Source organism: Bacillus sp. IT-79MI2 (genome assembly GCF_949768135.1).
Taxonomy (GTDB): Bacteria; Bacillota; Bacilli; order Bacillales; family Bacillaceae_G; genus Bacillus_A; species Bacillus_A pseudomycoides.
In genome coordinates, this window is the sequence record NZ_CATKPV010000095.1 from 69,301 (window position 1) to 95,442 (window position 26,142).

The 26,142-nt window shown below is 36.8% G+C and carries 24 protein-coding genes and 2 other annotated features; of the genes, 21 read left to right on the top strand and 3 right to left on the bottom strand.

Annotated features, from left to right (window positions below; genetic code table 11):
• Positions 1-123: 123 nt before the first annotated feature.
• Complete coding sequence (ytvI, locus tag ACM6HU_RS23360; RefSeq protein ID WP_016116588.1) at positions 124-1,242, bottom strand: sporulation integral membrane protein YtvI; 1,119 nt, start codon at positions 1,240-1,242, stop codon at positions 124-126.
• Between the two features lie 407 nt (positions 1,243-1,649).
• Here ytvI and ACM6HU_RS23365 point away from each other — a divergent pair, with 407 nt between their 5' ends.
• From ACM6HU_RS23365 to ACM6HU_RS23385, 5 genes are all read left to right on the top strand, one after another.
• On the top strand, positions 1,650-2,111 hold the full coding sequence (locus ACM6HU_RS23365) for a DUF441 domain-containing protein (protein WP_003200968.1): 462 nt from the start codon (positions 1,650-1,652) through the stop codon (positions 2,109-2,111).
• Between the two features lie 385 nt (positions 2,112-2,496).
• Entirely contained in the window at positions 2,497-3,645 is a 1,149-nt protein-coding gene (gene citZ / locus ACM6HU_RS23370; RefSeq protein ID WP_003200970.1) for a citrate synthase, read from the top strand.
• A 161-nt stretch (positions 3,646-3,806) separates the two neighbouring features.
• Positions 3,807-5,099, top strand: coding sequence for an NADP-dependent isocitrate dehydrogenase (icd, locus tag ACM6HU_RS23375; RefSeq protein ID WP_016116587.1), 1,293 nt, complete (start codon positions 3,807-3,809; stop codon positions 5,097-5,099).
• Between the two features lie 20 nt (positions 5,100-5,119).
• The gene (mdh, locus tag ACM6HU_RS23380; RefSeq protein ID WP_016116586.1) at positions 5,120-6,058 is read left to right on the top strand and encodes a malate dehydrogenase; all 939 of its coding nucleotides are present in this window, start codon (positions 5,120-5,122) and stop codon (positions 6,056-6,058) included.
• A gap of 216 nt (positions 6,059-6,274) precedes the next feature.
• Positions 6,275-6,748 (top strand): MaoC/PaaZ C-terminal domain-containing protein, encoded by a 474-nt coding sequence (locus ACM6HU_RS23385; RefSeq protein WP_016116585.1) that lies wholly within the window; start codon positions 6,275-6,277, stop codon positions 6,746-6,748.
• A gap of 244 nt (positions 6,749-6,992) precedes the next feature.
• On the opposite strand, the gene ACM6HU_RS23390 is transcribed toward ACM6HU_RS23385, so the two are convergent.
• Positions 6,993-7,133, bottom strand: a complete 141-nt coding sequence (locus tag ACM6HU_RS23390) for a hypothetical protein (RefSeq protein ID WP_170927927.1) — start codon at positions 7,131-7,133, stop codon at positions 6,993-6,995.
• A gap of 97 nt (positions 7,134-7,230) precedes the next feature.
• A complete protein-coding gene (locus tag ACM6HU_RS23395; protein WP_003200983.1) occupies positions 7,231-7,554 on the bottom strand; it encodes a YnfA family protein in 324 nt (107 codons plus the stop codon).
• Between the two features lie 171 nt (positions 7,555-7,725).
• Between ACM6HU_RS23395 and ACM6HU_RS23400 the strand changes: the two genes are divergently transcribed.
• From ACM6HU_RS23400 to rplT, 16 genes are all read left to right on the top strand, one after another.
• On the top strand, positions 7,726-8,442 hold the full coding sequence (locus ACM6HU_RS23400) for a response regulator transcription factor (protein WP_016116583.1): 717 nt from the start codon (positions 7,726-7,728) through the stop codon (positions 8,440-8,442).
• Complete coding sequence (gene pnpS, locus ACM6HU_RS23405) at positions 8,435-10,198, top strand: two-component system histidine kinase PnpS (protein ID WP_016116582.1); 1,764 nt, start codon at positions 8,435-8,437, stop codon at positions 10,196-10,198. The genes ACM6HU_RS23400 and pnpS overlap by 8 nt, the downstream gene beginning before the upstream one ends.
• A gap of 954 nt (positions 10,199-11,152) precedes the next feature.
• The gene (gene polA, locus ACM6HU_RS23410; RefSeq protein ID WP_016116581.1) at positions 11,153-13,786 is read left to right on the top strand and encodes a DNA polymerase I; all 2,634 of its coding nucleotides are present in this window, start codon (positions 11,153-11,155) and stop codon (positions 13,784-13,786) included.
• A gap of 12 nt (positions 13,787-13,798) precedes the next feature.
• Positions 13,799-14,629: a DNA-formamidopyrimidine glycosylase gene (mutM, locus tag ACM6HU_RS23415; RefSeq protein WP_003200990.1), complete on the top strand. Its 831-nt coding sequence runs from the start codon at positions 13,799-13,801 to the stop codon at positions 14,627-14,629.
• 83 nt (positions 14,630-14,712) lie between these two features.
• The gene (gene ytaF / locus ACM6HU_RS23420) at positions 14,713-15,345 is read left to right on the top strand and encodes a sporulation membrane protein YtaF (protein WP_016116580.1); all 633 of its coding nucleotides are present in this window, start codon (positions 14,713-14,715) and stop codon (positions 15,343-15,345) included.
• A 52-nt stretch (positions 15,346-15,397) separates the two neighbouring features.
• Entirely contained in the window at positions 15,398-16,000 is a 603-nt protein-coding gene (gene coaE, locus ACM6HU_RS23425; protein ID WP_016116579.1) for a dephospho-CoA kinase, read from the top strand.
• 109 nt (positions 16,001-16,109) lie between these two features.
• Positions 16,110-17,138 (top strand): glyceraldehyde-3-phosphate dehydrogenase, encoded by a 1,029-nt coding sequence (locus ACM6HU_RS23430; protein ID WP_016116578.1) that lies wholly within the window; start codon positions 16,110-16,112, stop codon positions 17,136-17,138.
• Between the two features lie 394 nt (positions 17,139-17,532).
• A complete protein-coding gene (gene speD / locus ACM6HU_RS23435) occupies positions 17,533-17,916 on the top strand; it encodes an adenosylmethionine decarboxylase (RefSeq protein ID WP_006096185.1) in 384 nt (127 codons plus the stop codon).
• A 266-nt stretch (positions 17,917-18,182) separates the two neighbouring features.
• Positions 18,183-18,644, top strand: coding sequence for a transcriptional regulator NrdR (gene nrdR, locus ACM6HU_RS23440; RefSeq protein WP_016116577.1), 462 nt, complete (start codon positions 18,183-18,185; stop codon positions 18,642-18,644).
• A gap of 115 nt (positions 18,645-18,759) precedes the next feature.
• Entirely contained in the window at positions 18,760-20,166 is a 1,407-nt protein-coding gene (locus ACM6HU_RS23445; protein ID WP_016132096.1) for a replication initiation and membrane attachment family protein, read from the top strand.
• Positions 20,167-20,199: 33 nt separating this feature from the next.
• The gene (gene dnaI / locus ACM6HU_RS23450; RefSeq protein ID WP_016116575.1) at positions 20,200-21,138 is read left to right on the top strand and encodes a primosomal protein DnaI; all 939 of its coding nucleotides are present in this window, start codon (positions 20,200-20,202) and stop codon (positions 21,136-21,138) included.
• A gap of 230 nt (positions 21,139-21,368) precedes the next feature.
• On the top strand, positions 21,369-22,250 hold the full coding sequence (gene ytxC, locus ACM6HU_RS23455) for a putative sporulation protein YtxC (RefSeq protein ID WP_016116574.1): 882 nt from the start codon (positions 21,369-21,371) through the stop codon (positions 22,248-22,250).
• A gap of 31 nt (positions 22,251-22,281) precedes the next feature.
• Positions 22,282-22,510 (top strand) — a binding site (T-box leader).
• A 47-nt stretch (positions 22,511-22,557) separates the two neighbouring features.
• On the top strand, positions 22,558-24,489 hold the full coding sequence (gene thrS, locus ACM6HU_RS23460) for a threonine--tRNA ligase (RefSeq protein ID WP_016116573.1): 1,932 nt from the start codon (positions 22,558-22,560) through the stop codon (positions 24,487-24,489).
• Positions 24,490-24,695: 206 nt separating this feature from the next.
• Positions 24,696-24,817 (top strand) — a sequence feature (ribosomal protein L20 leader region).
• A 61-nt stretch (positions 24,818-24,878) separates the two neighbouring features.
• Positions 24,879-25,382, top strand: coding sequence for a translation initiation factor IF-3 (infC, locus tag ACM6HU_RS23465; RefSeq protein ID WP_000973214.1), 504 nt, complete (start codon positions 24,879-24,881; stop codon positions 25,380-25,382).
• 21 nt (positions 25,383-25,403) lie between these two features.
• Positions 25,404-25,604 carry a 50S ribosomal protein L35 gene (gene rpmI, locus ACM6HU_RS23470; protein ID WP_001125945.1) on the top strand — a complete coding sequence of 67 codons (201 nt, stop codon included), beginning with the start codon at positions 25,404-25,406 and terminating at the stop codon, positions 25,602-25,604.
• A gap of 37 nt (positions 25,605-25,641) precedes the next feature.
• Positions 25,642-25,998, top strand: a complete 357-nt coding sequence (rplT, locus tag ACM6HU_RS23475; RefSeq protein WP_003201011.1) for a 50S ribosomal protein L20 — start codon at positions 25,642-25,644, stop codon at positions 25,996-25,998.
• Positions 25,999-26,142 lie beyond the last annotated feature (144 nt).

Below are 26,142 nucleotides of genomic sequence, written 5' to 3' on the forward strand. Positions count from 1 at the left end.
TAGAATAAAAATACAAATGTATTCTCGGTCGTATTATTTTATGCAAAAAACAAGGGAATCCCCCATTTATTATAGGAAATTCCCTTGTTTATTTTATTGCGAACAACGACTATTGTGGAAAATTTATTTTAATGGTGTGCCTTTAATAAACTTCCATAAATCATGAAATACATGAGCTTTGTGCAATGTGTTTAATAATACTAATGTGACTGGGCCAATGATTAATCCTAAGAAACCGTATAGCTTAAACCCAACGAATAACGCAATAAGTGTTGGTAATGGATCGAGTCCGATGTTGGATGATAACACTTTCGGTTCCATGATTTGTCTTTGAACAATGACAACAATATATAAAATAAGTAGACCAATTGCGAAAGCTGTGTCCCCTGTGAAAAATACATATATAACCCAAGGAACAAAGACTGCTCCCGTTCCTAAATAAGGAAGTAAGTCTACAATTCCTGTAATGATTGCGATTGTGATGGCGTATGGTACGCGCAAAATTAATAGTCCAATTAGTACGATGACGGTAGTCATAGATACAAGTGTGAGTTGTGCTTTTATAAATCCAAATAATGCTTTTCGTAAATCAACAAAAATAGTCTTTCCGTATCCGTGTATGCGATTTGGAAGTAATCGCTTTACTTTGTGAGCGAGTGTATGCCAATCAAAACTAATAAAGAAAGTCGCTAATAAGACGAAGACGAGGACTGTTAAAGTTGTTGGGAGTGCACTGATGAAATTTGTTAATCCACTTATAATGGCGGTTAACAGCTCTTTCATTTGTTTTGTTGCTTCCGTTCCTAGATTTTGAATGTTTTGTGTAATTGTATATTGTTGTGATTCACCAAGGTGATTAAATTTAGAAATTAAATCATCATATAAAGGCATAATATTATTGAGTGCAAATTGCTGTGCATACTGTACAATTGCTGGAAACTTCTCTGTGACGATTTGTAGTAAGTAAGTTGTGGCGGAAATCGCTTCTGTCACAAGATATGTAACAAGTCCGACGATGGCACCGAACACGAGAATTAAGCTGACGAGTACCGCTAAGGCACGAGGGAACTGTAGTTTTTGATTGAGAAAATTTACGACTGGATTAATCAAATAAGCAAAAGCTAATGCGATGATAAAAGGGTATATAAGACCTGAAACATACAAAATCGCATAAAACCCAATTGTTATTGCTAAAATGACAAATATAAGTCGCAATACGATATACAGTGAGTTTCGATTCAAAGGTGCTTACCTCCCATTCCAAATTGTATTTATGTTATAGTGGAATGATGGATTTATCCTGCTATTCGCGGGCAGTATGAATTACTTCAAGGTGTGAAGTGATCGGCGCGTAAAAGCTTGACGGTGAAGGCTAATCAATAGTAAATGTTTTCTCTGTACTGATTGACGAGAGCCTCACTTTACCTACTTTTTATTTTACTGGTTTCTTATAAGAAAAGAAAGAAGTGTGCTTTTCTTTCTCGGTAAATATAAAAACAACTTATTTTGGTCTTGTTTAGAGCGTTTAAGGTCTGCTGTATCATCTATATTGATTGATGAATACTCTTGCCTATATCGTGTATAACGATATGTTTAACAGCGATTTACTTTGTAAACAGGTTCATTATTTTCAGAAAGGAAGTGTAATCATGATTAGTCAATCAACGTTATTTTTATTCATACTACTTATTATTGGACTTATTGCTAAAAATCAATCGCTCACTGTAGCAGTTGGCGTTTTATTTTTATTAAAGTGGACGTTTCTAGGAGAAAAAATCCTTCCATATTTACAAACAAAAGGAATTAATCTTGGTGTAACGGTTATTACAATTGCGGTTCTTGTTCCGATCGCTACGGGTGAAATTGGATTTAAGCAGCTTGGTGAAGCAGCTAAATCATATTATGCATGGATTGCGCTCGCTTCAGGGATAGCGGTTGCTTTGTTAGCAAAGGGTGGTGTGCAGTTATTAACGAACGATCCTCATATTACAACTGCGCTTGTATTTGGAACAATTATTGCAGTTGCATTATTTAATGGAGTTGCTGTAGGACCATTAATTGGAGCTGGAATTGCCTATGCTGTGATGAACATTATACAGATGTTTAAGTGAAGAATTTTATAGTAATATAAAATTTTTGAATTCTTTCCATTCACAAAAGTCAGATAATTGTTTATAATAGAATTAGAAAACATGTAAAGGCTACATAGCAACGAAGACTTACACCAGATAAAATAAAAACAACATAAAATAATTTTCTGCTGACATTGTTTTATGTTGTTTTTATCATAAACTCTTCGAAACTAGTTTTCCTCACCATCTATTGTTCTAAGCGTGAGGATTCGGAGAGAAACTCACGCTCATGCTTTGATAAAGCAATGGAACAACGAGATGGGAACATCACAACAAATTTGCATGATCGTGCATTTTGCTTGCCTAAAGAGTGAACGGGCGTTCATAATTTAGAAGGGAAGCAAACAGATATAAGGGAGCAAGGTTGGGAGAATTTTCAGGAAAAGGAGAGAATGTCATGACTGTTATTCGAGGATTAGAAGGGGTAGTAGCAACAACATCATCCGTAAGTTCTATTATTGATGATACATTAACGTATGTTGGGTATAATATTGATGATTTAGCGGAAAATGCTACGTTTGAAGAAGTGGTATATTTATTATGGCACCGTAAACTTCCTAATGAAGAGGAATTAAATGAGTTAAAAGAAACTCTATCTGAATATTCTAAAGTTCCAAGTGAGATTTTATCATATTTAAAACAAGTAGATTTAAAGATTGCACATCCGATGTCTGTTTTACGAACTGCGATTTCCATGTTATCATTATACGATGAGAGCGCTGAATTAATGGATGAGAAGTCTAATTATTTGAAAGCGGTTAAATTACAGGCTCAAGTAGGGACTCTTGTTGCAGCGTATGCAAGAATTCGTAAAGGTTTAGAAGTGGTTGAGCCACGAAAAGATTTATCATTAGCTGCAAACTTTATTTATATGTTAAATAACCGCGAACCAAATGAAGTGGAAATTGAAGCTTTTGATAAAGCTCTTGTACTTCATGCGGATCATGAATTAAATGCTTCTACATTTACAGCTCGCGTTTGCGTTGCTACACTTTCAGACGTATATTCTGGTATTACAGCAGCGATTGGTGCTTTAAAAGGACCTCTTCACGGCGGAGCGAATGAAAATGTAATGAAGATGTTAAAAGAAATTGGCGAAGAAGAAAATGTAGAATCCTATATTCATAACGCACTTCAAAATAAGGTGAAAATTATGGGATTTGGCCATCGCGTATATGAGCACGGTGATCCTCGCGCGAAACATTTACGTGAAATGTCTAAGAAATTATGCGTGCTTTTAGGGGAAGAAAAATGGTATAATATGTCTATCAAAATCGAAGACATTGTTACAAAAGAAAAAGGTCTTCCACCAAATGTCGATTTCTATTCTGCTTCTGTTTACCATTGTTTAGGAATTGATCATGATTTATTTACACCAATCTTTGCGATCAGTCGTATGTCAGGTTGGTTAGCTCATATTCTAGAACAATATGAAAATAACCGCTTAATTCGTCCGCGTGCTGATTATAATGGACCAACGCATCAACGCTATGTTCCATTAGCACAACGATAAGTTAAAAACACTATTTAGATAGTGAAAATACGCTTTCAAAAATCTGATTTTTTTGCAAAGATGTAATGATTGGAATATTTTAATTTGACTAACGGTTTGAACTGAGGGGTTTATTCCCTCAGTTTCACACATATGAAATTTCAAACATGGGGGTTATCACAGTGACGACAGGAGAAAAAATTACTGTAACGAATGGTGTTATGAATGTACCAAACAATCCAATTATTCCTTTTATTGAAGGTGATGGAATTGGACCAGATATTTGGGCGGCAGCATCTCGTGTATTAGAAGCAGCTGTTGAAAAAGCTTATGATGGTGAGAAGAAAATCGTTTGGAAAGAAGTGCTTGCAGGGGAAAAAGCATTCAACCAAACAGGCGAATGGTTACCAGAAGAGACGTTAAATGAAATTCGCGAATATTTAATCGCGATTAAAGGCCCACTTACAACGCCTGTTGGTGGCGGCATTCGTTCTCTAAACGTAGCGCTTCGTCAAGAGTTAGACTTATATGTATGTTTACGTCCAGTTCGTTATTTTGAAGGTGTTCCTTCACCTGTAAAACGTCCGGAAGATACTGATATGGTGATTTTCCGTGAAAATACAGAAGACATTTATGCTGGTATTGAATATGCACAAGGATCTCCAGAAGCACAAAAAGTGCTTGAGTTCTTAAAAGAAACAATGGGTGTAAACAAAATTCGCTTCCCAGAAACATCAGGAATTGGTATTAAACCAATTTCAGAAGAAGGAACAAAGCGTCTTGTTCGTGCTGCAATTCAATATGCAATTAACGAAAAACGCTCTTCTGTTACATTAGTTCATAAAGGAAACATTATGAAATTTACAGAAGGTGCTTTCAAAAACTGGGGTTATGAAGTTGCGGAACAAGAATTCGGCGATAAAGTATTCACTTGGGCTGAATATGACCGTATTGTTGAAAAAGATGGTAAAGATGCAGCGAATAAAGCGATGACAGAGGCTGAAGCAGCTGGTAAAATCATTGTTAAAGATTCTATTGCGGATATCTTCTTACAACAAATTTTAACACGTCCGCGTGAGTTTGATGTTGTTGCAACAATGAACTTAAATGGCGATTATATTTCTGATGCACTTGCAGCACAAGTAGGTGGCATTGGTATTGCACCTGGTGCAAACATTAACTATGTTACTGGACATGCTATTTTTGAAGCGACACATGGTACAGCTCCAAAATATGCAGGTTTAGATAAAGTGAATCCATCTTCTGTTCTTCTTTCAGGAGTATTATTATTAGAGCATTTAGGATGGAATGAAGCTGCGAAATTAGTAACTGCTTCAGTAGAAAAAACAATTGCTTCAAAAGTGGTAACATATGACTTCGCACGTCTTATGGATGGCGCAACTGAAGTGAAATGTTCCGAATTTGCTGATGCCCTTATTAACAATATGGACTTAGCAGTAATCAAAAACGCATAATTCAGAGTGGGGGAGAAAGTATGACAATCAAACGCAAAAAAGTATCAGTCATCGGTGCAGGATTTACCGGAGCAACAACAGCGTTTTTATTAGCTCAAAAAGAGCTTGCAGATGTTGTATTAGTGGACATTCCACAACTGGAGAATCCAACAAAAGGGAAAGCGTTAGATATGTTAGAAGCAAGCCCTGTACAAGGTTTTGATGCTAACATTATCGGCACATCTGATTACGTAGATACTGCTGATTCTGACGTTGTTGTTATTACAGCAGGAATTGCACGTAAACCAGGTATGAGCCGTGATGATTTAGTAGCAACAAACTCTAAAATTATGAAAAGTATTACGAAAGATATCGCAAAACATTCACCAAACGCAATTATTGTTGTGTTAACAAATCCAGTTGATGCAATGACATATTCTGTATTTAAAGAAGCTGGATTCCCGAAAGAGCGTGTTATCGGTCAATCTGGTGTATTAGATACAGCTCGTTTCCGTACATTCATCGCACAAGAATTAAATCTTTCTGTTAAAGACATTACAGGATTCGTTCTTGGTGGCCACGGTGATGACATGGTGCCTCTTGTACGTTATTCTTACGCAGGCGGTATTCCATTAGAAACATTAATTCCTGCAGAACGCTTAGAAGCAATCATAGAACGTACGCGTAAAGGCGGCGGCGAAATTGTAAGTTTACTAGGAAACGGTAGTGCATACTACGCGCCAGCTGCTTCTTTAGTTGAAATGACTGAAGCGATTTTAAAAGATCAACGCCGTGTATTACCAGCTATCGCATACCTTGAAGGTGAATATGGCTATAGCGACCTTTACCTAGGTGTACCAGTAATTCTAGGTGGTAACGGAATTGAAAAAATTATTGAATTAGAACTTCGTGAAGAAGAAAAAGAAGCGTTAGATCGTTCAGTAGAATCTGTACGTAACGTTATGAAAGTTCTTGTTTAATACAAAATATATGTTAGAAAAAGATTCGGGGCCCCGAATCTTTTTCTACTATTTAGAGGATTATTTTTTTAAAATAATATGAAAACGCTATCATTAATTGTGTCCTACAATGGGAACATAGACTTATAATATACATTGCCCTCATTATAGTAGCGCTTCGGATAATATATTGCTTTTGGTAGGATAATAAAATAAAAATTGGAGGGGGATTGTAACATGTTAAAGAAAAAAATTCAAATTGGTCGTCGAATGGATGAGATTACAGTAGGAGAAAAGTTATCTATCACTGAAAAAATTGAGGATAAAGATCTGTTATTGTATTTAGGATTAACAAATGATTCAAATCCATTATATATTCAGCATGATTACGCATCCCAAACTCCGTATGAAAAACCAATTGTACCAAGCATTATGTTAACGGGTATGATTACAACGGCAGTTACGAAATATTTACCAGGTCCAGGCAGTCATGTTGTTAGGAAGGACCTGACTTTTGTGAAGCCTGTACATCATTATGAAACTTTGCAAATTCATTTTGAAGTTGTAGCAGTTGTGGGGGAAGAGCATACGATTGATATGCGTGTATTCGCTTATGATGAAAAAGAAGAAGTGGTTGTGAAAGGTGTACTAACAGTAGCGCCGCCTTACAAATCAGCTTCTATTTTAGAAAAAGCGTTGGATAATTTTTAATAATGAGTTAGTAAGAGTGTAATGAAAAATAGTGCTAACCTATTATATGCTAGGTTAGCACTATTTTTTTATCCCGCATTAACGGACAGTAACACTCCCACCTCAAAATTCAGCGAAAGCAAAGAAGTTAGGTGGGAGATGAACTGTCCGTAAAAGCCCGATTCGTTCAACTAATAATCAGTGGGGGATGAAAAAAACCCCACTGATTAAAGTTTCACTTTATAGGATCGAATGTAAGTATAACTTAACTGAAAAAACCTTCTGCAAACCCTTCTGAGAAATCAGAGATGTCAGTTTGTAATGTTTCCCAGTTTGAAAAGCCGGCAGTAAAACCAACTATAAATAATAAAGCGAAGCCAGATAATACCCAATTTTTACGATTCATTTTGAATCCGCTCCTTAACAGTTTAATCTTTATATTAAAATTTAATTATATTGATTATTACATTTTAAGGAGATATAAGTTAAATGGGTACCTGTTTTTAGCCACGTGGCCAAAGAATAATAAACACACCGACAAGGCAAACAGCTGCACCAGCCCAATCGAACAAATCAGGTGTTTTCTTATCAACCATCCATCCCCATAATAAACTCATGAGAATAAATACACCGCCATAAGCTGCGTATACACGTCCGAAGCTAGAAAATACTTGGAATGTGGCAATTACACCATATAAACATAAAATGATTCCTCCCATTAGACCGAACCAGATGGAACCACCTTCCCGTATCCATTTCCAGATGAGATATCCACCACCAATTTCAGCTAGTCCGGCAAGAATGAAAATAACAGCTGCTTTAAACATGAATATGTACCATCGCTTTCTATTAGATATATTTTCCTATATAACTATAGCACAATCAAACTTAGTGAATGGACAATTCTATTGAGAGGAGAATTGTTTTCTAGTATGATGGGAATAGTGGGGAAATACTAGGATGAAGAAGGTTTCAAGTCTATAACTTGGAGGAAGAGAATGAGCAATCGAATTTTAGTTGTTGATGATGAGGAGTTTATTTTAACTTTAATTGAATTCAATTTGCAGCAAGCAGGATTTGAAGTGATAACAGCGATGGATGGTGAAGTTGCGCTTCATAAAGCAACAACGGAACGTCCAGATCTGATTATATTAGATTTAATGCTTCCAAAAATGGATGGTATGGAAGTGTGTAAAGAATTGCGTTTGCAGCGTATTATGACACCTATTTTAATGCTAACAGCGAAAGATGATGAGTTTGATAAAGTGTTAGGTCTTGAGCTTGGGGCAGATGATTATATGACAAAGCCATTTAGCCCAAGGGAAGTTGTTGCACGTGTGAAGGCGATTTTACGTCGTACGAAATTGCAAGATGAACCAGTTTCAGAAGTACAGGATGAAAATAGTATCAATATCTTTGATTTAAGAATTTTACCTGAATTTTATGAGGCGTATTTCCAAGGAGAAAAGCTAGAACTAACGCCAAAAGAATTTGAGTTACTTGTATATTTAGCAAGGAATAAGGGTCGTGTATTAACACGTGATCAGTTACTAAGTGCTGTATGGAATTATGATTTTGCCGGCGATACAAGAATCGTCGATGTTCATATTAGTCATTTGCGGGATAAAATTGAAAAGAATACGAAAAAACCAGCGTACATTAAAACAATTCGTGGATTAGGTTATAAATTAGAGGAGCCAAAGGGGGATGAATAAATTTCGCTCGAGGCTTCTCTTTACATTTGTTTCTCTTATTATTCTTATTTTAGTTGGACTAGGAGTACTTTTGGAAACGGTGTTTGAGAATTACTACATCGATCATGCGAAAGACAGAACGGTAAAAGAGGCAAGATATGTTGCTTCATTAGTAGAGGCAGAAGGTATTGATCATGTTCTAAAAGCGCCAAACGTATTTGAAAAATTAGAAGAACAAGTGCCGGTTTCGGTTATATTTACTGATGAAGAGAAGAAAGTCAAATATAGTAAAGGTAAGCAACCTATATTCGACCAAGCGACAATTGAGGAACTTTCCTCTGAAACAGCAAAACAAAAAAATAGAGTGATTACGAAGGAAACAGATGATAAAAATGTATTCCATCATGCGGTGTTTGTTCAAGATGCAGAGGGGAAGCAAGGGTACATCATTATAAAAAGTACAATTGCTCCTTTGAAAGATGTTCATCAAAAAACGTGGGGATTACTCATTGTAGGGTTTGTGATTGCTTGTCTTGTTGTTGTTTTTCTTGGTGTGAAAATTACAGGTCAATATATTCGTCCAATAGAGTCTGTTACGAAAGTAGCGATTGAATTAGCGAAGGGGAATTATAAGGCACGTGCTTATGAAAGTCATTCAGATGAAACGGGGATGTTAAGTAAGGCGATCAATATTTTAGCGCGTAATTTACAAGAAATGACGCTAGAGCAAGAAATGCAACAAGATCGTTTACATACACTGATTGAAAATATGGGAAGCGGTATGATCTTAATTGATAGCCGCGGTTATATAAGTCTTGTAAACCGTTCGTATAAAGAAATATTTCATGTAACGGATGAAGAGTATTTAGATCGTTTGTATTATGAAGCGTTTTTTCATGCAGAAATCATTGAACTTGTGGAAGAAATTTTTATGACAGAAGTGAAAGTGCGAAAGCAAATGTTGCTGCCACTTGGTATTGAAAGAAAGCACTTTGAAGTATATGGCGCACCAATTATTGGGACAAATCATGAATGGAAAGGGATTGTTCTCGTATTCCACGATATAACAGAGCTAAAGAAACTAGAGCAAATGCGAAAAGACTTTTTAGCGAACGTTTCACATGAACTAAAGACGCCAATTACTTCTATTAAAGGGTTTTCTGAAACGTTGCTTGATGGTGCGATGGAAAATCAGCAGTTTTGCGAGCATTTCCTGAACATTATTTTAAAGGAAAGCGAGCGTATGCAAGGCTTAATCGAAGACTTATTGGATCTATCAAAGATTGAACAACAAGGATTTAAGTTAAATATGGGTACTGTTGAGATGAAGGAATTGCTTGAAGAAATCAAAATGGTGCTAGAGAATAAATCACAAGATAAAGAAATTTCCTTACAAGTTGATGTATTGAGACGTGCTTCAGTGATAGGGGATCCAAGTCGATTAAAACAAATCTTTATCAATTTAGTTAATAATGCAATTGTATACACACCAGCTGGCGGTACAGTTTCTGTAAAGTTGTTAGAAGATGAACATAACGCCTATATAAAAGTATCTGATACAGGGATCGGAATTAGTAAAGAAGAAATCCCACGTATTTTTGAACGTTTTTATCGCGTAGATAAAGCGAGAAGTCGAAATACAGGCGGTACAGGCCTTGGGTTATCGATTGTAAAACATTTAGTAGAAGCGCATCATGGGACAGTTACTGTAGAGAGTGAAGTAGGAGAAGGAACAACATTTACAGTTGCTTTACCGAAATCGGATTTGGAGAAGTAATGGTAATGTGAAACCTTTATCCCACTATTCGCGGGCAGTAAGACCCCCACCTGAAAATTCAGCAAAGGAAAAGAAGTTAGGTGGGGGTCGGGCTGTCCGTAAAAGTCCGATTGGTGAGGGCTAATAATCAGTGGGTATGGAAAAAACCACTGATTAAAGTTTCACTTTATTGGATGAGAGCTATATAAATCCATTTTGATTTTTCGATATATAAGTCGTTGATATGAAAAAGGTGACCTACACTCGTTTTTTCTCTCTGCTTTAACTTGGCATGGAGCAGGAAGAGGGTCTGACCGTTTCTATGCATGGCCGGATGCTCTCTCTCGCCTAAAAAGAAAGGGTTTATGTCGGTTTCTTAATTTGGATTTATATAGTAAACGTTTGAACGGGATATATTTACATTATATTAACAATAGCTTCATTAAATATTAATAAAGTCCTGTTAATATAATACATGAAAACCCCTTCATCCAAGGAGTAATTTTGGACGAGAATAGGTGCTCTATTCTCGTCACTTCCCTTTTTGTGAAACTATAATATCTTTGTTTTTGAAATATCTCTATGTAACTTATATCAAAGTGTTATATCAATACGATAAGGTTATTTTAATTCATGAGATATTGTGACAGCATCTCCATTTTACATTAAATATATGTAGTAGGAAAAACCGTTATTTTTCTTCTCTCTCTTAGTCGTGTTAATATAGAGAGAAGGAAAAGACGGTTTTTTCTTTCTATATAAATCCATTTTGATTTTTCAATATATAAGTCACTGCTATGAAGAACAAAAGGTGACCTGCGCTCGTTTTCTCTTTTTGTTTTAACTTGGCATGGGGTGACCGCTTCTATGCATGGCTGGGTGTTCTCCACCTCCTAAAAAGAAAGGGTTTATGTCGGTTTTTCAATTTGGATTTATATATAAATCGTTTTAAATTTGTATGGGGAGGTTTCTAATTTGGAAAAAAAGGTCGTATTAGTCGATGGAAATAATATCGCGTATCGTGCTTTCTTTGCACTGCCGCTTTTAAATAACGACAAAGGTATACATACGAACGCAATTTATGGTTTTACGATGATGTTAATGAGAATATTAGAAGAAGAAAAACCAACGCATATGCTGGTTGCGTTTGATGCGGGTAAAACAACATTTCGTCACAAAACATTTAGCGAATATAAAGGAGGTCGTCAAAAAACGCCACCTGAGCTATCAGAGCAATTCCCATTTATTCGTGAACTGTTAGATGCGTTTCACGTACCACGCTATGAGTTAGAGAACTATGAAGCAGATGACATTATGGGCACACTAGCGAAAGAAGCGAACGAACAAGGTGCTCACGTAAAAGTTATTTCTGGAGATAAAGATTTACTGCAGCTTGTTTCTGATACCACGCTTGTATGTATTCCGCGTAAAGGGATTACAGAAGTAGATGAATATACGAAAGAAGCGTTATTCGAAAAATATAATTTATCACCAAAGCAAATTATTGATATGAAAGGTTTAATGGGAGATCAATCTGATAACATCCCAGGTGTACCGGGAGTTGGTGAGAAGACAGCAATCAAATTGTTAACGCAATTTGAAACAGTAGAAGCAGTATATGAGAACTTAGACAAGGTGAGCGGAAAAAAATTAAAAGAAAAGCTAGAGATGAATAAAGAGCAAGCGTTTATGAGTAAAGAGCTTGCCACAATTATTACCGATGCACCAATTACAGTGCATGTAGATGATATCGAATATAAAGGATATGAAGCAAGTGACGTCATTCCAATGTTCGAGAATTTAGGATTTACTTCGCTATTAAATAAGCTCGGTGCGACTCCTGAAGAAACAGCTCCAGCTGAATTAGATGATATTTCATTTGATATTGTAGAAGAAGTGACAGAGGAAATGCTGCAGCAAGATAGTGCAATTATTGTGGAAGTACAAGAAGACAATTATCATAAAGCTGACATTCAAGGGTTCGGTATTCAAAATGAAAATGGCTGTTATTTCATTCCGAGCGATGTTGCGCTAAAATCTGAAGCTTTTAAGAAGTGGCTTGCAGATGATGAAATGAGAAAGTATACGTTTGATGCGAAACGTGCCATTGTTGCACTTAAGTGGAAAGGTATAGAGATTCAAGGGATTGACTTTGATTTACTAATTGCCGCTTATTTACTTGATCCAGCAGATACAGACAAAGATTTCCGTGCTGTAGCGAAAATGAAAGAAACGCATGCTGTTAAATCTGATGAAGAAGTGTATGGAAAAGGTGCAAAACGTGCGGTTCCTGCGCAAGATATAGTTGCGGAGCACGTAGCTCGAAAAGTACATGTATTATACGATGTGCAAAAAACATTTGTAGAAGAACTACAAAAAAATGAACAATATGAACTATTTACTGAGCTTGAAATGCCGCTTGCTCGTGTGTTAGCTGAAATGGAAGTGAAAGGTGTTACGGTTGATACAGAGCGCTTACGTAGTATGGGAGATGAGCTTGCTGGAAGGCTTAAGGAAATGGAACAAGAAATTTATGAGCTTGCAGGAACGGAATTTAATATTAATTCTCCAAAGCAGCTCGGCGTGGTTCTATTTGAGAATTTAAATCTACCGGTTATTAAAAAGACGAAAACAGGATATTCTACGTCAGCTGATGTGCTGGACAAGTTAATGGAGCATCATGAAATTATTCCTAAAATTTTACACTATCGTCAATTAGGAAAATTAAATTCGACATATATTGAAGGATTATTAAAAGTTGTTCATGAAGATTCATCTAAAATTCATACTCGTTTTAATCAAGTGTTAACGCAAACGGGCCGATTAAGTTCTACAGAACCAAACTTGCAAAATATCCCGATCCGTTTAGAAGAAGGAAGAAAGATTCGTCAGGCGTTCATTCCTTCAAAAGAAGGTTGGATTATGTATGCAGCCGATTATTCACAAATTGAACTGCGTGTCTTGGCGCATATTGCAAAAGACAAAGGGTTAGTAGAAGCGTTCCAGCATGATATGGATATTCATACGAAAACTGCAATGGACGTGTTTGGGGTTGGAAAAGATGAAGTAACATCGAATATGAGACGTCAAGCAAAAGCGGTTAACTTCGGAATTGTTTATGGTATTAGTGACTATGGGCTTTCACAAAACTTAGGAATCACACGAAAAGCAGCAGGGGAATTTATTGAAAAGTATTTCGCGAGCTTCCCTGGTGTAAAAGAATATATGGATGAGATTGTACAAGAAGCGAAGCAAAAAGGATACGTTTCTACATTATTAAATCGTCGCCGTTATATTCCGGAAATTACGAGTCGTAATTTTAATTTGCGCAGCTTTGCGGAGCGTACTGCGATGAATACACCAATTCAAGGTAGTGCGGCAGATATTATTAAAAAAGCGATGATTATTATGGCGGATCGCTTAGAAGAAGAAGGCTTACAAGCGCGTCTTCTTCTGCAAGTGCACGATGAATTGATCTTTGAAGTGCCAAAAGAAGAAGTAGAAAAATTAGAAAAGCTTGTACCTGAAGTGATGGAGCATGCGATTGAACTTGCTGTTCCTCTAAAAGTTGATTATTCTTCTGGTCCAACTTGGTATGACGCAAAATAAGGAAGTGATTGAATGCCTGAACTACCAGAGGTTGAAAATGTTAGAAGGACACTTGAAAACCTTGTAACGGGAAAAACAATTCAAGATGTGATCGTAACATATCCAAAATTAGTAAAGCGACCAGATGACGCAGAGCTCTTTAAAGAAATGTTACGAGGTGAAAAGATTGAACGGATTGAGCGAAGAGGTAAGTTTCTACTTCTATATGTAACAAAGTATGTTATTGTTTCACATTTGCGTATGGAAGGGAAATATTTGCTTCATAAAGATGATGAGCCGGTAGATAAACATACGCATGTGCGTTTCCAGTTTACAGATGGTACAGAGTTACACTATAAAGATGTAAGAAAGTTCGGCACGATGCATCTCTTTAAAAAAGGTGAAGAATTTGACCAAATGCCACTTGCTGATTTAGGGCCGGAGCCATTTGACGCTGAACTGACAGTAGGGTATTTGCAAGAAAGATTGCAAAAGACAAACCGTAAAATAAAAGTTGTATTGCTCGATCAACGTCTTTTAGTCGGGCTTGGTAATATATATGTAGATGAAGTTTTATTCCGTTCCGGGATTCACCCGGAACGAGAAGCTTCATCTTTAACGAAAGCTGAAATAGAAAAGATTCATGCGGCGACCGTTGCAACATTAGCGGAGGCTGTTGAGCGCGGTGGAAGTACAATCAGAACGTATATCAATTCGCAAGGACAAATTGGCTCGTTCCAAGAGCTTCTAAATGTGTATGGAAGAAAAGGTGAACCATGCGTAACTTGTGGAAATGTGATTGAAAAGACAGTTGTTGGTGGACGAGGAACGCATTATTGTCCTATGTGCCAGCCAAAAAGCTAAGAAAGATATTGTTTTCTAATAACATCGGATAGGCATTTGTCATATACATACAGCAAAGCTATGTATAGGGAAGGAGCTTACCGATGTATCATTATTTCTCTCTTATTTTATTAGCTTTTACATTAAGTTTGGATAGCTGTAGTGTAGGGCTTACTTATGGTTTGCGGAGCGTACGGATTCCGTTAAAATCGATACTCATCATTGGAATGTGTTCAGCGGCTGTTATGCTTGTGTCGATGGGAATTGGACATATGATTGCTAAGGTGTTTTCTCCAGTGATTGCAACGCGCATTGGCGGAATCGTTTTAGTGGCTATTGGAGCGTGGGTGTTGTATCAGTTTTTTCGGAGTGATAAAAAAGACGAACCGCAGCAAGAAGAGAAAGTTTGGAAGTTAGAAATTGCTTCGCTTGGGTTAGTCATTCAAATTTTACGGAAACCGACTGTTGCCGATTTTGATAAATCAGGCACGATTTCTGGTGGAGAAGCCTTGCTTTTAGGTATCGCTCTTTCAGTAGACTCGTTTGGAGCAGGGATTGGTGCATCCTTACTAGGATATACACCCGCCATGATGGCAGTGTTAGTTGCCGTTATGAGTTCTCTGTTTTTATTTATCGGAATGAGGATAGGAACGGTTTTATCGAATATGCGATGGTTACAAAAATTTACGTTCTTACCTGGGATTTTACTTATTATTATTGGAATTTGGAAAATGTAAGTGGGAGCGTGAAACATAAGTTTCACGCTTCTATTTGTGAGGAGGAAATAGAATGACAATTGTTATAGGTTTAACAGGAGGTATTGCAAGCGGAAAAAGTACTGTTTCACAAATGTTTTGTGAGCTGCACATACCTGTAATTGACGCGGATATTATTGCAAGAGAAGTTGTAGAACAAGGTAAAGAAGCATATAAAGAAATTGTAGACGTATTCGGTGAAGAAATATTACAAGCAGATGGCGAACTTGATCGTCCGAAGCTTGGGAGTATTGTATTTCATAATGAAGAAAAACGATTGCGCTTAAATAAAATTGTTCATCCAGCTGTCCGCAAAGAAATGAATGTGCAGAAGGACATGTACATAAAGGAAGGCATGCAAGCGGTTGTACTAGATATTCCGCTTTTATTTGAAAGTAAGCTAACTTCACTTGTTGATCAAATTTTAGTTGTAGCTGTAGCACCTAGTACGCAGTTAGAACGTTTAATGAAGCGGAATGGCTTTATAGAAGAGGAAGCAAAAGCGCGTATTGATTCCCAAATGTCTTTAGCGGAGAAAATAACATTAGCTGATAAAGTTATTTATAATGATGGCACAATTGCTGAGACAAAAGCCCAATTACATCGCATTTTAAAAGAGTGGAACATCATTAACTAAAAAATTGTGAAATTAGTGAAAATGTTTAGTGACATATCCTCTTTTTGTGTTATACTATTATTGGGATTAGAGATAAATAGTATAACGCATTCAAGGGGGATAACATATTATGATTCGTGTGGCAATTAATGGATTTGGACGTATTGGGAGAATGGTATTTCGTCAAGCAATAAAAGAAAGCGCATTCGAAATTGTAGCAATCAACGCAAGCTATCCATCAGAAACATTAGCACATTTAATCAAGTATGATACAGTTCATGGCAAGTTTGACGGAACAGTGGAAGCATTTGAAGATCATTTATTAGTGGATGGGAAAATGATTCGCCTTCTAAACAACCGCGATCCAAAAGAGTTGCCTTGGAAAGAATTAGGTGTTGAAGTTGTAATCGAAGCAACTGGTAAATTTAATGAAAAAGAAAAAGCGATACTTCACGTAGAAGCTGGAGCGAAAAAAGTTATTTTAACAGCACCTGGTAAAAATGAAGATGTAACAGTTGTAGTTGGTGTGAACGAAGAACAATTAGACATTACAAAACATACTGTTATTTCAAATGCATCTTGTACAACAAACTGTTTAGCGCCTGTTGTTAAGGTGTTAGATGAGCAGTTCGGAATTGAAAACGGTTTAATGACAACTGTTCATGCTTATACAAATGACCAAAAAAATATTGATAACCCACATAAAGATTTACGAAGAGCACGTGCTTGTGGACAGTCTATTATTCCTACAACAACAGGGGCTGCGAAAGCATTAGCGAAAGTTCTTCCACATTTAAATGGAAAACTTCACGGAATGGCACTTCGCGTTCCAACACCAAACGTGTCTCTTGTTGACTTAGTAGTAGATGTAAAACGTGATGTAACAGTTGAAGACATTAATGAAGCGTTTAAAACAGTTGCAAACGGTGCAATGAAAGGGATTATTGAGTTCAGTGAAGAACCTTTAGTTTCTATCGACTTTAATACAAATACACATTCTGCTATCATTGATGGCTTATCTACAATGGTAATGGGTGAACGTAAAGTGAAAGTACTTGCTTGGTATGATAACGAGTGGGGTTACTCTCGTCGCGTTGTAGATCTTGTGAAGTTAGTTGTTAACGAATTAGCAAAACAAGAAAGTGTACAACACATTTAATGATAAAAAATGATAAAAAAGGAGGCAAGCGATTGCGTGTCTTCTTTTTTATGTTTTTTCTGAAAAGGAAAAAATTATATGAGTATATTTTTATAAATGGTACATATAAAAAACCATTGTGATTACTGCATTTGTGAATCAATTATTTTTTTGGGGAAAAGTAAAGAAGAGAATATGACAAAAAATCGAAAAAACTGTTGTTGCAAAATGAAAATAAACAAAGTATACTAACACTCGTAAACTTAAGAGCTGAGGTACGTAGTCACTACTTAAAGGGTTAGGACCTCTCTGGACTAACTTTCCCCCGTGGTAGTGGAGCAAGCCAAATTGCAAATTAGTTTTCAATTCGAACAGTTAGATTAAATTTACAAGGGGGAACTGTAGAATGGATACTATGGACACGATGGGTCGTCACGTAATCGCTGAACTTTGGGATTGCGATTTCGACAAACTGAATGATATGCCGTTTATTGAACAATTATTTGTGGATGCAGCACTAAGAGCAGGTGCTGAAGTACGTGAGGTTGCTTTCCATAAGTTTGCGCCGCAGGGTGTAAGTGGAGTTGTAATCATTTCGGAATCACATTTAACAATTCATAGCTTTCCAGAGCACGGTTATGCAAGTATTGATGTTTATACTTGTGGGGATCGTATTGATCCAAATGTTGCTGCAGAGTATATTGCAGAAGGTTTAAATGCGAAAACGCGAGAGAGCATCGAGCTTCCTCGAGGCACAGGTAGCTTCGAAATTAAGCATAGAGAAACAAAAGCTCTTTAAAAAAGAACATAATTGATTTAAAATGTAAAGAGGTGTATAATGCACCTCTTTTTAGTTTATATAAATTTGAAATTGTAAAATGGTAGACTGTTTTTGACGAATGCTTGCTATAAAGTAAATTTTTTAAAAGTAACGTATTATTGAACGTGAAATAGTAGGATAAGGTAGTGAGCAAATACAAATAGGTTATATAATATTGTATATATATTTTCACATGTAGATGAAGTAAAAAAGACTGAAGATTAAATTGCAAGGGAGTGAATGAGTTGCGTTGTCCAGCCTGTTTTCATAATGGTACAAGAGTATTGGATTCACGTCCGGTAGATGAGGGACGCTCTATTCGAAGAAGAAGAGAGTGTGAAAGTTGTTTAAATCGATTTACGACATTTGAACGAGTAGAAGAACCACCTCTTATTGTTGTAAAAAAAGAGGGAACACGAGAAGAGTTTAATAAAGAAAAGATTTTACGTGGATTAATTAAAGCGTGTGAAAAAAGACCTGTATCGTTAAAACAATTAGAAGAAGTAACACAAAATGTGGAGCGTGAACTTCGTAATTTAGGAATATCAGAAGTGAAAAGTGATATGATCGGTGAAATCGTAATGGAAGCACTTCGAGATATTGATGATGTTGCTTATGTACGATTTGCCTCCGTATATCGTCAATTTAAAGATTTAAATGTATTTATTGAAGAATTAAAAGATATACTGCAAAAAGAACGAGAATAAAGTGAAACTTTGAGCCCGCAAATAGTGGTGAAAAAGAGCTAGAAGCGAAAGCTATTAGCTCTTTTTCACTAAGGAATTATATACGTAGAATGGAAGAAAGAAAGGAATTGCAAGGATGGAAAAACAGTCATGGATGGAGCTATTGCCAATTGATCGTTATAAAGTAAGTGCAAAAGGGTTGCTGCATAGTTACGATCGGAAGGTATTAACGATGTTATATCAACCATTAGTGGGTAGCAAGGCTTTTAGCTTATACATGACGCTGTGGGGAGAGCTAGAGCAGGATCGTGTATTTGGAAAAGAGAATACACACCACTCTCTTATGGTGACAATGCAAATGCAGCTTCCTGAAGTATATGAAGAACGGATGAAATTAGAAGCAATTGGGCTTTTAAACGTATATATTAAAAAAGAAAAAGATATTCGAATGTTTATATACGAATTGCAGCCGCCGTTATCACCAAAACAATTTTTTGATGATATTGTCCTGAGCATCTTTTTGTATAATCGATTAAGCCGTGCAAAATATAATCAAGTTAAACAATATTTTTTAGAAGAAGAGTTTGACTTTGCTTCTTATGAAAATGTTACACATTCCTTTAATGATGTATTTGGGTCTTTTAATCCAGGGCAATTTGAGCATGCGCAAGAGGAACTTCGAATTCCAAGTAGCGCAGTTATGCCGGGCAATGAAAAAGGAACTGCCCCACAACTTTGGAACGATTTCTTTGATTTTTCTTTATTTGTAGAAGGGTTATCGACTCTTGTGCCGCGAAAAGCGATTACGGACCAAGTGCGTGAATGTGTTGTTACACTCTCTTACGTGTATGGTGTGGATGTGCTGTCGATGCAAAGTATTGTGCTTGGTGCAATGACAGAATTGCAAACGATTGATATGGAAAGGCTTCGGAAAGGAGCGCGTGATTGGTATCAATTTGAAAATGGTCAAGCGCTCCCAGTGTTAAGTGAACGAGTACAGCCTCATGCTGCACGTACGATGAAAGAGAAAGAGCCGTCTACGCAAGAAGAGATGCTTATTAAACAGCTAGAAGAAATTTCTCCAAAACAATTGTTAAAAGAAATTTCAGGCGGGGCAGAAGCAACGAAAGCAGATTTGCAAATTGTAGAAGAAGTAATGATGAACCAAAAACTAACGCCAGGTGTGGTCAATGTACTTATTTATTATGTAATGCTGCGTTCGGATATGAAGCTTGCCAAAACATATGTTGAGAAAATTGCGGGGCACTGGGCACGAAAAAAAGTAGGTACGGTATCAGAAGCGATGGCATTGGCGAAAGAAGAGAATCGCCAATATCAAGAATGGGCTGAAACGAAGAAAAAGGGTCATACTTCGAAGAAAACAGTGCGGAAAGAAATGGTGCCCGATTGGTTGAAAGAACAATCCAAGGAACAACCAAAAGAACAGCCTAAGGAACTTACGAATGTGGCGGGAAAATCGAGCAAGTTAGAAGAAGAACGAAAGAAATTGGAAGCAGAGTTAAAAAAATATAAGCGTGATTGATAGAGGAGAATGAACGCTCTTTGAGGTGAAAGAATGGAGCATATTCAAAATTCATTTGCAAAGTTAATGCAAAATGAGAATTTTAAAAATAGATATGAAGTGTTAAAAGCGGAAGTTATGGCTCATCCGCGTGTGAAAGAGTTTGTAGAAGAACATAAAGGTGAAGTGACGACTTCCATGATAGAGCGAAGTCTTGTGAAACTGTATGAATACATTGGACAAAGTGTTGGATGTGCAGATTGTCCAAACTTAGAATCATGTGAAAATATGATTCAAGGGTATGAGCCGAAACTGATTATTCAAGGTAAGATGATTGATATTCAATATGATCGCTGCGTAAGAAAAGTGGCTTATGATGAGCGGAAGAAATATGAAAAGTTAGTTCAAAGTGTCTATATGCCAAGTGATATTTTACAGGCTTCTATGGAAAATTTAGATCCATCAGATTTAGAACCGCGAATTGAGGCGATTCGTGCAGCGAATGAATTTTTAAGTGCATACGAACCTGGAAAAAAAGTACAAGCGTTATATTTCTACGGTAAATTTGGTGTAGGGAAAACGTATCTCTTAGGAGCGATTGCGAATGAATTAGCCTTAAAAAAAATAAGTTCAATGATCGTATACTTACCAGAATTTTTACGAGAAATTAAAAGCTCACTGCAAAATAATACGATAGGTGAAAAGATTGATGCGGTGAAGCGTGTACAAGTATTAATGTTAGATGATATTGGGGCGGAAGCAATGTCAAGCTTTGTGCGTGATGATGTGCTTGGTGCTATACTGCAGTTCCGTATGCTTGAAAACTTACCGACGTTCTTTACGTCTAATTTTGACTTTAAACAGCTAGAACATCATTTAACCTACACACAGCGTGGAGAAGCAGAAGAAATGAAAGCGGCGCGTATTATGGAGCGTATTAAGTATTTGGCAAAGCCAGTTCCAATTGGTGGGAAAAATCGTCGTCATACGTAAAGAGTGAGCATACTGCTTGCTCTTTTTTTGTTTCTTCAGTATATGTTTGAAATTTCATACGAGCTTGTATCATTTTTTTTCTAGTCCCTTAATATATATAAAATTAGCAAGGATTGTAGAGTGAAGCGGGAGAAGGTATTGCTACTTAGCGCCTAGCTTTCGGGAACTGGACTCTTATGGGGGCTTGAGAGAAAGTAACTCCGTAGAGCGGGATAAAAGGGGGGACAAGAGTGATTGAAATCTGCTTCGAAGAAAAAAATGATGCTGCGCACGTATATCAACAACTGATAAAGAGAACGGAAAAGCTATATAAAGAAACAAGTGTTTATTTATATGAACAAAAGGTAACGATTCATATACCAATATGCGAATCGAATTATATTGAGAAAGTTTTAACACCAGTACTTCTTTATTTTATTGTTAATATAAAACAAAACGAATGGCTTCGTACTATTTTAAAAGAGAAATTTTTTTATGAAGAACAAGAAGAGTGCCATCAAATTTTACATATGGCACATGCTATCTTAAATGGAAAACGAAAAGGAATTGCCCGTGATCTAACACGTAATAAAATTGAAGTCCGTATTATGTCTTCTTTAAAAGGATGGCTCTGTGACCCGCTTTCTTTTTCTTTTTCATCTTATATTCGTTTTCGCCTCCGCGCATATAGGGAGATGGTACACCGACTTGCGGAAGTGGCGATCGATGAATATAAAATGGAGCAAGAATATCAAATGTTTGTAGAAATGCTAAGGCAACAAGTGAGCAGCCGAAAATCACGTTTACCGTGTCTACATCTTGTATTTGATGAAAGTTTTATTTTTTATGATGAAAAGGGAATACGTTTAAAACAAGAAAAATTGGTTCAATATATAGAAGAGGATTTACTAAATAAGCAGGGCGTATATATTGACACGAAGGTAATTGCACCGCTTCTTTCTATTGCGCCGAGAATGATTTATTTGTACACGAAAGAGCAAGATCACAATATGATTGTTACCCTTCAAAATGTATTTCAAGAACGAGTTCAGTTATGTGCACTGCATGAATTTGAACACAACGTGAAAAATTTAAAAAATAAAGGGAACGCCCTTGATTTTCTAAGTTTTTGAGCATATAATTACCTACATAAATGAAATATATTGAAATGTTACGATGAGGACATGAGTGATTTACTACGATTTTCAGAGAGGGAAGCCTTAGGGTGCGAGCTTCCTAGTACGGGTTTATTACTTACCACCTCTAAACTTTAGCAGTGAACATTTTTTCTAGTAATTGCTAACGGCCAACACCGTTATGTTGAACTTGAGCAATTGACAGTTTAGTTAATTGGAACAAGGGTGGAACCACGAATTCAACACTCGTCCCTTTTTACGGGATGAGTGTTTTTTATTTTGAGAAAAAAAGGAGTGACCAGTGATGGCAGATGTAGTTAAAATTACTTTCCCTGATGGAGCTGTGAAGGAGTTTCCAAAAGGAACAACAACTGAAGAAATCGCAGCTTCTATTAGCCCAGGCTTAAAGAAAAAAGCTGTGGCTGGAAAATTAAATGATGAGATGATCGATCTTCGTACACCAATTGAAGAAGATGGTGCAGTTTCAATCATTACATTAGATTCTGAAGATGGCTTATACATTTTACGCCACTCAACAGCCCATCTTTTAGCACAAGCGTTAAAACGCTTATATAAAGATGTAAAACTTGGTATTGGTCCAGTAATCGAAAATGGTTTCTACTACGATATCGATATGGAAGAAGCAATTACAGTTGAGGACTTCCCAAAAATCGAAAAAGAGATGCAAAAGATTGTGAACGAGAATTTAGAAATCGTTCGTCATGAAGTGCCACGTGCGGAAGCACTTCGCCGTTATGAAGAAATTGGCGATGAACTAAAATTAGAATTGATTAACGATCTTCCAGAAGATGCGGTTATTTCAATTTATGAACAAGGCGAATTCTACGACCTTTGCCGTGGGGTTCACCTTCCATCTACAGGGAAAATTAAAGTGTTTAAATTGTTAAGTGTTGCAGGTGCTTACTGGCGTGGCGATAGCAATAATAAAATGCTACAGCGTATTTATGGTACTGCATTCGTGAAGAAAGCAGAATTAGATGAGCATTTACGTATGCTTGAAGAAGCGAAAGAGCGTGACCACCGTAAATTAGGTAAAGAGTTAAAATTATTTACAAATAGCCAAAAAGTAGGACAAGGTTTACCGCTTTGGTTACCAAAAGGTGCAACAATCCGTCGTATTATTGAGCGTTACATTGTTGATAAAGAAGCGAGCTTAGGATATGACCACGTATATACTCCAGTATTAGGAAGCAGAGAGCTTTATGAAACTTCTGGTCACTGGAATCACTACCGAGATGGCATGTTCCCATCAATGGAAATGGATAATGAGGAATTAGTACTTCGTCCAATGAACTGCCCTCACCATATGATGGTGTATAAAAACGATATCCACAGCTATCGTGAATTACCAATTCGTATTGCAGAGCTTGGAACAATGCACCGCTATGAAATGTCGGGTGCACTATCTGGATTACAACGTGTACGTGGAATGACTTTAAATGATGCGCACATTTTCGTTCGTCCAGATCAAATTAAAGAAGAATTAAAACGCGTTGTAAACTTAACTTTAGAAGTATATAAAGACTTCGGTTTAGAAAATTATTCATTCCGCTTATCTTATCGTGATCCAGAAGATACTAAAAAGTATTATGCTGACGATGAAATGTGGGAAAAAGCACAATCTATGTTAAAAGAAGCTATGGATGAAATGGGTCTTGAGTACTATGAAGCTGAAGGTGAAGCTGCATTCTACGGTCCAAAACTTGACGTTCAAGTTCGTACTGCACTTGGAAAAGACGAAACACTTTCAACTGTACAATTAGACTTCTTACTTCCGGAGCGCTTTGAATTAACTTACGTTGGGGAAGATGGTAAACCTCATCGTCCAGTTGTTATTCACCGCGGTGTTGTATCAACTATGGAACGTTTCGTTGCTTTCTTAATCGAAGAGTACAAAGGTGCATTCCCAACATGGTTAGCGCCAGTTCAAGTACAAGTAATCCCAGTTTCTCCGCAAGTACATTTAGACTACGCGAAGAAAGTACAGGAAGACTTGCAACGTGCTGGTATCCGTGTGGAAGTGGATACTCGTGAAGAGAAAATCGGTTATAAAATCCGTGAAGCACAAATGCAAAAAATTCCGTATATGCTTGTAGTAGGTGACAATGAAGTTGCTGAAAACGGCGTAAACGTACGTAAATACGGTGAACAAAAATCAGAAACAATCGCATTAGATGCGTTTGTTGATATGATTAAAGTTGAAGGAAAACGCTAAGGAAAAGGCGCGGCATGCCGCGCCTTTGTTTTATGGATAAGGGGAACAAAAATTAGAAATAATAACCAAACAAGACTTATCATAAAAAAGTATTGCATGTATTCGTGTTGTTTGTTACAATATTTCTTGTTGTTAGTAAAATGCGTCTTCTTGACAGACGTTATATCCTATGGTAAACTCATCAAGGATAATAGAATATTGTTTTGTAGAACAAGTAGAAGCACCCGCTTCTCACCTGATTGACGCATACGCAGTTAGCAGGTAAATGTCTTTCTTACTTAAGATTGTACAAGTGTGGGTGTCCGTATGCCCACACTTTTTTGTTTGGGTTCTATGACTACAAACGTATTCTAAGAAAACCTTGGAGGTGGCTTACTATTAGCAAGGATATGATGATTAACGAGCAAATTCGTGCACGTGAAGTACGTTTAGTTGGTGCGAACGGTGATCAACTTGGCATCAAGTCTCGTAATGACGCTTTAGACTTAGCTGCAAATCTTAATCTTGATTTAGTATTGGTTGCTCCAAATGCGAAACCGCCAGTATGCCGCATTATGGACTACGGTAAATTCCGCTTTGAGCAACAAAAGAAAGAAAAAGAACAGCGCAAAAATCAAAAAGTAATTAGCATGAAAGAAGTTCGTTTAAGTCCAACAATTGATGAACACGACTTTAACACAAAACTTCGTAATGCTATCAAGTTTTTAGAGAAAGGCGACAAGGTTAAAGCGTCAATTCGCTTTAAAGGACGTGCCATTACTCATAAAGAAATCGGTCAACGTGTTTTAGATCGCTTCTCAGAAGCTTGTGCTGAAGTTAGTACAATCGAATCTAAGCCTAAAATGGAAGGACGTAGTATGTTCTTAGTTTTAGCACCGAAAAACGATAAGTAATAGATAGAGGAGGAAATACCTATGCCTAAACAAAAAACTCATCGCGGCGCTGCAAAGCGTTTCAAAAAGACTGGATCTGGTAAACTTAAGCGTTCACACGCTTACACAAGCCATTTATTCGCTAACAAATCTACGAAAGCTAAACGTAAACTACGTAAAGCTGGTGTAGTAAGCGCTGGTGACTTCAAACGCATTCGTCAAATGCTTGACAACTTAAAATAAGTTCGGCTGATATATAGAACAAATAGGAGGTAATATTATGCCAAGAGTAAAAGGTGGTACAGTTACTCGTCAACGTCGTAAAAAAGTTATAAAATTAGCAAAAGGTTACTACGGTTCTAAAAATACATTATTTAAGGTTGCTAACCAACAGGTTATGAAATCTTTACTATATGCATTCCGTGACCGTCGTCAAAAGAAACGTGACTTCCGTAAATTATGGATCACTCGTATCAACGCAGCTGCTCGTATTAACGGTCTTTCTTACAGCCGTTTAATGCACGGTTTAAAAGTTGCTGGTATCGAAGTTAACCGCAAGATGCTTGCTGACTTAGCTGTTCATGACGAAAAAGCTTTCGCTGAATTAGCAACAGTTGCAAAAAACAACTTAAACTAATTGTTCAAAAACCTTAGAAGAATTTTCTTCTGAGGTTTTTTTATTGTTTGGAGCTGCTTTTATAATTAATATAATCGTTCAATAATTTGTGATATATTTCGCAAATTATTGTCATAATTCAACTGCCTCTCGTTTCTTCTATTA

What these genes read in the sequence shown, in the direction of transcription:
- ACM6HU_RS23365 (WP_003200968.1), top strand. Translation starts at nt 1,650, where the DNA reads ATGATTAGTCAATCAACGTTATTTTTATTCATACTACTTATTATTGGA.
- mdh (WP_016116586.1), top strand. Translation starts at nt 5,120, where the DNA reads ATGACAATCAAACGCAAAAAAGTATCAGTCATCGGTGCAGGATTTACC.
- ACM6HU_RS23385 (WP_016116585.1), top strand. Translation starts at nt 6,275, where the DNA reads ATGTTAAAGAAAAAAATTCAAATTGGTCGTCGAATGGATGAGATTACA.
- ACM6HU_RS23390 (WP_170927927.1), bottom strand. Translation starts at nt 7,133, where the DNA reads ATGAATCGTAAAAATTGGGTATTATCTGGCTTCGCTTTATTATTTATA.
- ACM6HU_RS23395 (WP_003200983.1), bottom strand. Translation starts at nt 7,554, where the DNA reads ATGTTTAAAGCAGCTGTTATTTTCATTCTTGCCGGACTAGCTGAAATT.
- ACM6HU_RS23400 (WP_016116583.1), top strand. Translation starts at nt 7,726, where the DNA reads ATGAGCAATCGAATTTTAGTTGTTGATGATGAGGAGTTTATTTTAACT.
- pnpS (WP_016116582.1), top strand. Translation starts at nt 8,435, where the DNA reads ATGAATAAATTTCGCTCGAGGCTTCTCTTTACATTTGTTTCTCTTATT.
- mutM (WP_003200990.1), top strand. Translation starts at nt 13,799, where the DNA reads ATGCCTGAACTACCAGAGGTTGAAAATGTTAGAAGGACACTTGAAAAC.
- ytaF (WP_016116580.1), top strand. Translation starts at nt 14,713, where the DNA reads ATGTATCATTATTTCTCTCTTATTTTATTAGCTTTTACATTAAGTTTG.
- coaE (WP_016116579.1), top strand. Translation starts at nt 15,398, where the DNA reads ATGACAATTGTTATAGGTTTAACAGGAGGTATTGCAAGCGGAAAAAGT.
- ACM6HU_RS23430 (WP_016116578.1), top strand. Translation starts at nt 16,110, where the DNA reads ATGATTCGTGTGGCAATTAATGGATTTGGACGTATTGGGAGAATGGTA.
- speD (WP_006096185.1), top strand. Translation starts at nt 17,533, where the DNA reads ATGGACACGATGGGTCGTCACGTAATCGCTGAACTTTGGGATTGCGAT.
- ACM6HU_RS23445 (WP_016132096.1), top strand. Translation starts at nt 18,760, where the DNA reads ATGGAAAAACAGTCATGGATGGAGCTATTGCCAATTGATCGTTATAAA.
- dnaI (WP_016116575.1), top strand. Translation starts at nt 20,200, where the DNA reads ATGGAGCATATTCAAAATTCATTTGCAAAGTTAATGCAAAATGAGAAT.
- thrS (WP_016116573.1), top strand. Translation starts at nt 22,558, where the DNA reads ATGGCAGATGTAGTTAAAATTACTTTCCCTGATGGAGCTGTGAAGGAG.
- infC (WP_000973214.1), top strand. Translation starts at nt 24,879, where the DNA reads ATGATGATTAACGAGCAAATTCGTGCACGTGAAGTACGTTTAGTTGGT.
- rpmI (WP_001125945.1), top strand. Translation starts at nt 25,404, where the DNA reads ATGCCTAAACAAAAAACTCATCGCGGCGCTGCAAAGCGTTTCAAAAAG.
- rplT (WP_003201011.1), top strand. Translation starts at nt 25,642, where the DNA reads ATGCCAAGAGTAAAAGGTGGTACAGTTACTCGTCAACGTCGTAAAAAA.